Source organism: Acidiluteibacter sp. (genome assembly GCF_055129545.1).
Genome location: NZ_JBSRUB010000008.1, coordinates 1 through 8,163, shown reverse-complemented (window position 1 = coordinate 8,163; position 8,163 = coordinate 1). Strand labels below are relative to the sequence as shown.

Here is an 8,163-nt window from a genome sequence, read left to right as displayed (position 1 = left end):
AAGTTGGCAATAGAAAGCTCCGAAACCTCTTATTTTTATGTTCTTTCAATGCTTGTAAACATAATAAAGCATGTAAAGGTATATATGAACGTATCGTAAATAAGGGTAAAAGCAAGAAGCTAGCCTTAATTGCGGTGACAAATAAACTACTGAAACAATGTTTTGCTATCGCAAAATCAGGGAGACCATACGATGAAACTCATGTTTCAATATTGCCCAGATAAGTAGTAATTAATAGCATAAAAAAAACTTAAAGAATCTTATTTTCGAATCTTTGAGCCTAGGATAACTATGTCTCAAATTAAAGAGGAAATTGTTTGTTTTTTACCTCAGTTCTTCTTAAGGCACTTCTTAAATCTTGAGAATACTCCAAACGCATGCTGTCTAGTGAAAATGCTTTAATTCTTAAGCCTCGAATAAACGTCAAACGATTGTTTTGGTAATCAACTGAAAAGTCATCTGCTGATTGCGAACTTATTCTTTTACTCTGATTTGTATTCCAAACATTGAATCTTGATTTCGATTTCTGTTGAATGATAAATCGATCATCTTTACTAAACCAAACTCGACCATACCCCTTACTAAAAGCTGTATTTTCATATGAATGAATTGGTGCCGCGGTATAAGTATCATATAACCTAAGGTACTTTTTGCCTGTAATAAGAAAACTGTTATCTAAATAAGGAAAAGTAACATTATTCACACCGAAAGTTTCATACACAACCGTCTTTGATTGAGCATTTAAAACATCTGTTTTCTGACCGTTACCAATTGCTACAGTCTTTCCATCCGGACTTATTTTAATACTGATGTCTGATAGTTTATCGGCTTTAAATTGATATTTCAATATTGGTAGTTGAGTATCTACTCTGTAATACCTGAATTCATAATACTTTTTGTAGTTACTGGCCTCTTGCACTAAATTAGAGCTTGCTTCATTCTGAGAAATTTTTACACAGTGACCATAATACTTTCCATTTTCACTAACCGAAAAAGGGATGTCTTGGCTTTTAAGAATTGAAACACTAAAAATAAGACTGATTATTAGTAAGATTCTAATCATATCGTTTGGAAAATTTTATTATTTCTCGTGAGTAAAGGTGTTTTAGTTTTTAAATATATGAACACTATCAAACGAATTTTTATTCAATTCAGTATTATTTCCCATTAACTTTTACAGAATGCCGTCTTCCATTTGATAATACCATTTGATACAATCAAATAGTTGAATTATTAAACCGAAAAGTGTTGTGGTTAAAAATTAGAGAGTTCTGATTAATGCGTAAAAGGATTTGAAAAATACTTTATGAAGCACGTTTATGATTAAAATTCATTATTTTAAAAATAGAGTATGGTGAAGTGATCAAACTCTTAACCTGATTTTTTTATAAAAACTAGCTAAAAGCTTGATGCATTAATATCTTGCCGAACTCCAATTTTGAAGCTACAGTTAAAACCGAATAACCTCTTCCCGCTTGATTTTTCTAACCTTTCCTATGCTTTCTAATTCTTGCAAATTGAATTGTTTGGCATCTCCATGAATTCCTAAAAAAGTAGGATAGCGCTGAACGAAACTAGTATAGTACAACATCACATCTTCAAAAGTCATGTCTTTGTACTCATTTCGAGCAAGTTCATTCGGATCTTTCTCAAATCCCATCAACTGATAATCCTCTACTTTCTTGCTTAACTCACGAAAGCTTGGCATTTCTGATTGTTTGGTTAGAATTACGTTCTGCTTTAACAAATCAAATCGCTCAGGTTTCTGAGGAATGTCCTGAATAATTTCATTCGTTAATTTAGCAGCCGAATTGGTCTTGTCGGCCTGAGTGCCTATGTAAGTGTAGAAATAACCAGTGGGTTTTGGTTCAAAACTATACTCATAAGAACCTCCAGAAGCATACGCCAAAGAACGATATTCTCGCACTTCTTGGGTTAAAATTCCACTAAACCCGCCACTGTAATACTGATTAAACACATTTCTTTCGGCAAACTTCTCTGTATTAAGTGGAGCTGATTTTTTTACAAAAAACAAGTGTGATTGAACCAATCGTTTGTTATCTAACAACAGCACTTCACTGTTTGCTCTATCTACAAAAGATGGTGAGTAAACGTCCTCTGTAGGCCCGTTAAAATTTAATGTCAATTTCTCTTCAATCAACTGCTGTAGAGCTTTTCCATCCATTTTCCCACTAAAGTGTATAGAAACAGAGTGACTCACTGCATTTTTCCACAACTCCAAATAATCTTCCTTTTTAAGGCCTTCTATTTCGTTGATTGATAAGCGATTTTTATAAACTGATTGAGATCCATACATCCCATACTGCGCCATTGCTCTTGCAATCAACACACCATCTAACTGCTCTTGTTTTCGTATAGTTCTATATACATTCGAGATGGTTTTAATCCCATTTTCATCAATTTCTGGTGCAATCATTAATTGATTGATTAAGGTTAGCAATTCAGGCATGTTTTGCTCAATTCCTGTTAGCTTTAAAACCACATTCCTATTGGTGGACTCAATACTCAACGAAGTCCCCAAAACACCTATTTTCTCCTTGAACTCTAGCATAGTTTGACCTTTTGGAAATGCCATATTCATAAATACATCCAAAGGTTCTAAGTTGGGTTCACTTTGTCTTCCTTTTCGGAAATTAATTTCTAGAGTATAAATCTCATTAATTTTATTTTCAACCACATACAATTGACTCTCTTCTCCAAGCGAAATCGTTTCTAAATCGTTTTTGAAGTCAATGAAACGTTCCTGTGGTTCAGCTTCTATAATCGATTCGAACTTTTTACTATAAATAGACTCTTGATTTTGATCAATCTGCAAGGGTTCAAATGCTGGCTTCTTCAATTTCTGTTTTTTCGGGAACCCTGTTCGTGATCGAAACGCAAAATAATTATCGCCAAAGTATTGTTTCGACACACGCAGAACATCTTCTATACTCACCTTTTGAATGGCTGATAAACGGCTATTCAATTCTTCCCAACTTAAGCCAGCTCTATATGCATCTGAAATTAAATACACCCTGCTTTTAGGATCTTCAATGTTCAACTGAATGTCTTTAAACAATTCATTTTTAACAGATACTAATCGTTCCTCAGTAAATTGACCTTCTTTTAGTTTATCGAGTTGTTCATTCAACAACCGGTCTACTTTTCCATAAGATTGAACCAACACTTTTGGAACCATGATAAATATCTGGCAACCTGCTTCATCCATTGCATCCATAAAGGAAAACGACATCATCACCTTGTTTTTATTGGTTAAATCATCAATAAAGCCTGTCCCCGCTTCATTTTGCAATAAATAACTTGCGACTTCAAGCGCTGCATGATCTTGATGATAAATAGGTACAGTTCTAAAACCATACAGTGCTATTTTTATAGGAGTCAACCGATCTGTAAACAGTTGCTTCCCTAAAAAAGGTTTAGGAGCAGCAATCTTATTTTCAGGCAGAATTCCTGATTTTAATTGACCAAAAGCTTTCTCAATCATTGGCTTGATGGCTTCCACGTCAAAATTACCTGTAAGAATTAGCGCCATATTGTTCGCTACGTAATACGTTCTATAGTATTCATACATCTTATTCAACGATGGATTTTTAAGGTGATCTATCGTGCCTAAAGTAGTTTTATCGCCATAAGGGTGTCCTTTATAAAATTCAGTATAAAATGCCTCTACTAATGTGCGTTGCATATTATCCATGGCTCTATTTTTCTCTTCGTAAACCACTTCTAACTCCGATTGGAAGGAACGAAAAACAGGATTTTGAAACCGATGAGCGTAAATATCCAACCATTTATTAGCTTGATGTGATGGAAAAGAATTGTAATAAATCGTCAAATCATTGCTCGTAGAGGCGTTGATTCCAGTGCTTCCGATGGATTTCAATAGCTTATCAAATTCATTGGGCATGGCATATTTACTCGCTTCAACTGAATGAAAATTAATTCGTTTTTGAATTTGATTCCTCACATCCTCATCAGTGGTTCTACCCAATTGATCGTAGAAATAATAGATGGAATCCAAGTGAACTTTTTCTGCAGCATAATTAGAAGTTCCTAATTCTGTGGTTCCTTTAAATAGCAAATGCTCCAAATAATGAGAAATTCCAGTCGCTGTCTCAGGATCATTCTTACTTCCAGTATTGACTGCAACAGCTCCTGATATATCATGTTGGCTTTTATCCGGATTGAGGAAAACCTTCATTCCATTATCCAATTTATATTCTACCACATTTAGCTGGGCAGATGCCACTGAGTAAATAAAAAAGGAAATAATTAGCGTGAATTTAGATTTATCGTTCATCGTAAAATATATTTTTACTAAAATAATCTAAATTATAGTAAATCAAATCATCTAGAAAAATAAAAACCTATACCATTACCTAATCAGAAAACATCACCCTAATCAATTCGTTTAATTTGATTTGGTATTAACTGTTTAGTTACAAATAGTATCTTTAATTTTAAATTACTGAATCCCTAGACCAATTAAGGAAACTACCAATATGAAATATTTCTTTGCCCTTGCATTCCTGTTTAGCTTCTCAACCATCCAATCTCAAAATAAATATGACCTCATTGCTCCTGGAGTTAATTTGAGTCCAAAATGTGCCAATTGTGTTAACACCATCAATACCATGCCATCAGAAGTTAGTTTTGGTGTGCAAGTAGATGAATTTAGCCGAATGTATTTTGTGATGACTGATATTGATTGGTTCAATCAATTGTTCAAGAAAAGTAGTGATGGATTGAGTGTAGATATCTTAGTAAAATCAGATTTTGAATGTGGTAAAAGCAATACACCAAAGGCGACTGGTGTATCCAGAGGAACATTAACCGAACCAATTTATTTGAAGGAAATGAAAGACAAAATGCGTGTTTTTCCTGATGGCAGAGTGGTCGTTGATTTAGGTTTGTTGCCGAGTAAATTTAGAGACCAAGAGTTTGAATTGAACTTGATTCTTTTAGCAAAAAGTAATGTGTGTCACTACACCTTCTTTTATAACATAAAACGCTACAAATGGGATTTGTTGGACATGGGATTGTATACAGATACTGTAATTTTTAATGATAAAAAGATGGACAGTGTTAAAACAACTGCCAAAAAAACGACTTCATTTCAATACAAGAAAATGAACTTCATGATTCCGTTTGAGAAGAATAAATCCACCTATACCAAAGCAGATATTTTACCGATTTACGATTCCCTGAGTTTGAACCTATATGACATTAAAACCATCAATATCAGAGCTTATTCTTCTGTTGAAGGCAGTAAAGCGAACAACATCATATTGCAAGAAAAAAGAGCGAAGAGTATTATTGATGCTTTGCAAGAATTTCAAAGTCAACAAGTGACATTCGAAATTGCAAGCACTGAGAATTGGGTAGAATTTTATCAAGATATAAAAGGGACTGAATTTGAATCATTAAGTGGTTTATCAAAAGAGGAAGTGAAGCAAAAATTAGATAAAGACTACGCCGCAAAAATGGAATCCATTCTGAGTAAGCACAGAAAAGCCATAGTAGAAATTGAAATAGAGAAAAAGACAACACTCACCAATTTAACAGAGGAACAAATACAAGTAGAATTCAAGAAATCAATTGAGAATAAGGATGAAGAAACAACGAAAGAGTTAATGAATTTAGCTTTTCAGCGAGTGATCAATAATGAATCACCAAACAATTTTCTTTCGAAACTTGAAATTCCAAAGCAACAAGAATACAGCTTATTGCAAAATCAGAAGTCCGTTTTTCAATATTTTCTAGATGAGGAAGACCTCACTTCTACTTACAACGACTTTTTAGAATTGAAGAAAATGAAACCCAACTCAAAAGAAATCAATTACAATTTAGTTTCTCTAAAGTTTAAGCTTTGGTTAATTGGGGATGAGAAAGTAGATCCCGCTGAATTCGAAAAGGAAATAAAGGCTTTAGGACGAATTGGAATTTCCGATAAATTAGTGAATCGGATGTTGATCAACTACAACATCATTCAATCTGAAATCCATATGTTTATGCGAGACTACAAAGCAAAAGACAGAGATCTCAAAAACATCTTTATGAAGTATAAATACATCAATCCAACTTCAAAAGATTTACTAAAATTAGCGCAATACTTTGTCGCCTATGGAAAGTACGATTGGGCAACTAAATTGATCAAACCATACATCGGAAAAGTAGATACGGATGAAGATCTATTGTTTTACTACATCAACCTAACAGTGGCAGATTCAAAAATAGTAAACTCTAGTGATTACAAGGAAATCATCCTGAATGCAATTGATGTAAATGATGAACGCTTTTGCAAATTATTCACCTCCTCCTTAGGCGAAGGTGTTTCCTTTCAATTGTTGGACTTTGAGGTGTTGAAGAAGAATTATTGTGAGAGTTGTAATTAGCAATAAAACATTGATTACAACGTACACATTTTAATTAATTGACTTAAAAATTTACAGACTATTTATGATTTGGTACTGGGGTGTTTTTATAGTTTGTATTATAATAGTCGTTTTTATAAGTTCTAAGGGCAAAAAGAAACGACAAAAAAGGAAAGATTATCTGATCCGAAATTGGGGGAAAACAAAAAATGATACTGAATTTTACTTTGATTCAATTGAAAAATATTACAGAAACACCGATCAGAGTGAGAATGCTTTTCACATTATTTCAGACAAATGTGCCAGTGATTTAGATCTAAATGAAGTTTTTAAGGTCATTGACAGAACTTCTTCAAAGATTGGACAACAATTTTTATATTACAAGTTAAGGACAATTGAACATCAATCATCTATTTCTCCGTTCAAAAACTTAAGCCTTCTTTTTGATAAAAATGATCAATTACGTTTAGAGGTACAATTAGAATTAGATCAACTCAATTCAGATAACGCTTATCATTTTGAAGACCTTGTCAATTCAACACCCATTGAACCTCCAAAACTACTGTGGTTGGTTTATACATTAACTTTATTATCAATAGTGAGCATCCTATTAGGGTTTATTAATCCCTTGTTTGGTCTTTTCCTCATTCCTATTGTGACCACCAATATGATTTTTCATTATAAGAATAAATGGACAATTTCTCGTTACCTAGATGGTGTAGGACAATTAACTAAAGCCCTTAAAGTAGCAAAAACACTCATTAAAGTTGCTGACATTAAAGAACAGTTCTCGGATACAACCTTCATAAAGGAAGTTGAAAAAATTAAACTAAAAACAGACTTTATCAGCTTTGAGAAAAATCTAACTAATGAATTTGCAGCAGGAATTTGGGTAATGGCCGAGTTAATAAAAGTGGTTTTTAATTTAGAGTATCTCATTTTTTACAGTTTCATTGACTCCATTACTGCAAAAAGAAATGAATTAAAGCAACTCTTTCACTTTATAGGAGAAATAGATGTGGCGATCTCCATTTCATCACTAAAAGCAAGTAATTACCTTACCTGCAAACCTAAATTCATAGAAAACAAAGAGCTTATCACCAAAGGAATCTACCACCCATTAGTTGAAAACTGTGTGATCAATGATTTACAATTAATCGACAGCAGTCTTTTACTGACTGGCTCAAACATGTCAGGCAAAACGACTTTCATCCGAAGTATTTCAATCAATAGTATTTTGGCTCAAACATTAAATATTTGTTTTGCCAAAGAGTATACAGCGCCCTATTTTAAATTATACTCTTCCATTAGAATTACGGATGATATCTTAGAAAATACTAGTTATTACCTTGAAGAAGTATTAGCAATAAAAGAATTAATAAATGCTTCAATTGAGGAAATACCTTGTTTATTTGTGTTGGATGAAATTTTTAAAGGAACCAATACCATTGAGCGAATATCCGGTGGAAAAGCAATTCTATCCTATTTGAATAAAGGAAAGTGCATTGTCTTGGTTTCCACACATGATATTGAATTGACTGACATACTTAACACTGAAAAATTTGAACTCTATCATTTTAGTGAACACATTACCAATGGAAAACTTCTATTTGATCATCAATTAAAAATAGGCCGACTGAAAACTAGGAATGCTTTAAAGATTTTAGAACTTTATAAGTATCCATCTGAGATTATTGATGATGCTAGAAAAGTAGAACAATCTTTTATACCAAAAGTGGATACTAATTCCTACACTTAAAACTTAGCACAA

The 8,163-nt window shown here is 33.0% G+C and carries 4 protein-coding genes and 1 pseudogene; 3 read left to right on the top strand and 2 right to left on the bottom strand.

Annotated elements, in window-relative coordinates:
* Positions 1-224, top strand: a pseudogene (locus ACTB0X_RS03680) (IS110 family transposase); the annotation flags it as partial.
* 77 nt (positions 225-301) lie between these two features.
* On the opposite strand, the gene ACTB0X_RS03675 reads toward ACTB0X_RS03680, so the two are convergent.
* Together ACTB0X_RS03675 and ACTB0X_RS03670 are read right to left on the bottom strand one after the other, a co-directional pair.
* Entirely contained in the window at positions 302-1,063 is a 762-nt protein-coding gene (locus ACTB0X_RS03675; RefSeq protein WP_463023639.1) for a hypothetical protein, read from the bottom strand.
* Between the two features lie 387 nt (positions 1,064-1,450).
* Positions 1,451-4,318 carry a M16 family metallopeptidase gene (locus ACTB0X_RS03670; RefSeq protein ID WP_463023638.1) on the bottom strand — a complete coding sequence of 956 codons (2,868 nt, stop codon included), beginning with the start codon at positions 4,316-4,318 and terminating at the stop codon, positions 1,451-1,453.
* Between the two features lie 202 nt (positions 4,319-4,520).
* Between ACTB0X_RS03670 and ACTB0X_RS03665 the strand changes: the two genes are divergently transcribed.
* Both ACTB0X_RS03665 and ACTB0X_RS03660 read left to right on the top strand, forming a co-directional pair.
* On the top strand, positions 4,521-6,413 hold the full coding sequence (locus ACTB0X_RS03665) for a hypothetical protein (protein ID WP_463023637.1): 1,893 nt from the start codon (positions 4,521-4,523) through the stop codon (positions 6,411-6,413).
* Positions 6,414-6,477: 64 nt separating this feature from the next.
* Positions 6,478-8,151: a MutS-related protein gene (locus tag ACTB0X_RS03660; RefSeq protein ID WP_463023636.1), complete on the top strand. Its 1,674-nt coding sequence runs from the start codon at positions 6,478-6,480 to the stop codon at positions 8,149-8,151.
* The last annotated feature ends 12 nt before the right edge of the window (positions 8,152-8,163 follow it).

Bases quoted from the DNA above. Each gene is read 5' to 3' on its own strand.
- ACTB0X_RS03675 (WP_463023639.1), bottom strand. From the start codon at position 1,063: ATGATTAGAATCTTACTAATAATCAGTCTTATTTTTAGTGTTTCAATT.
- ACTB0X_RS03670 (WP_463023638.1), bottom strand. From the start codon at position 4,318: ATGAACGATAAATCTAAATTCACGCTAATTATTTCCTTTTTTATTTAC.
- ACTB0X_RS03665 (WP_463023637.1), top strand. From the start codon at position 4,521: ATGAAATATTTCTTTGCCCTTGCATTCCTGTTTAGCTTCTCAACCATC.
- ACTB0X_RS03660 (WP_463023636.1), top strand. From the start codon at position 6,478: ATGATTTGGTACTGGGGTGTTTTTATAGTTTGTATTATAATAGTCGTT.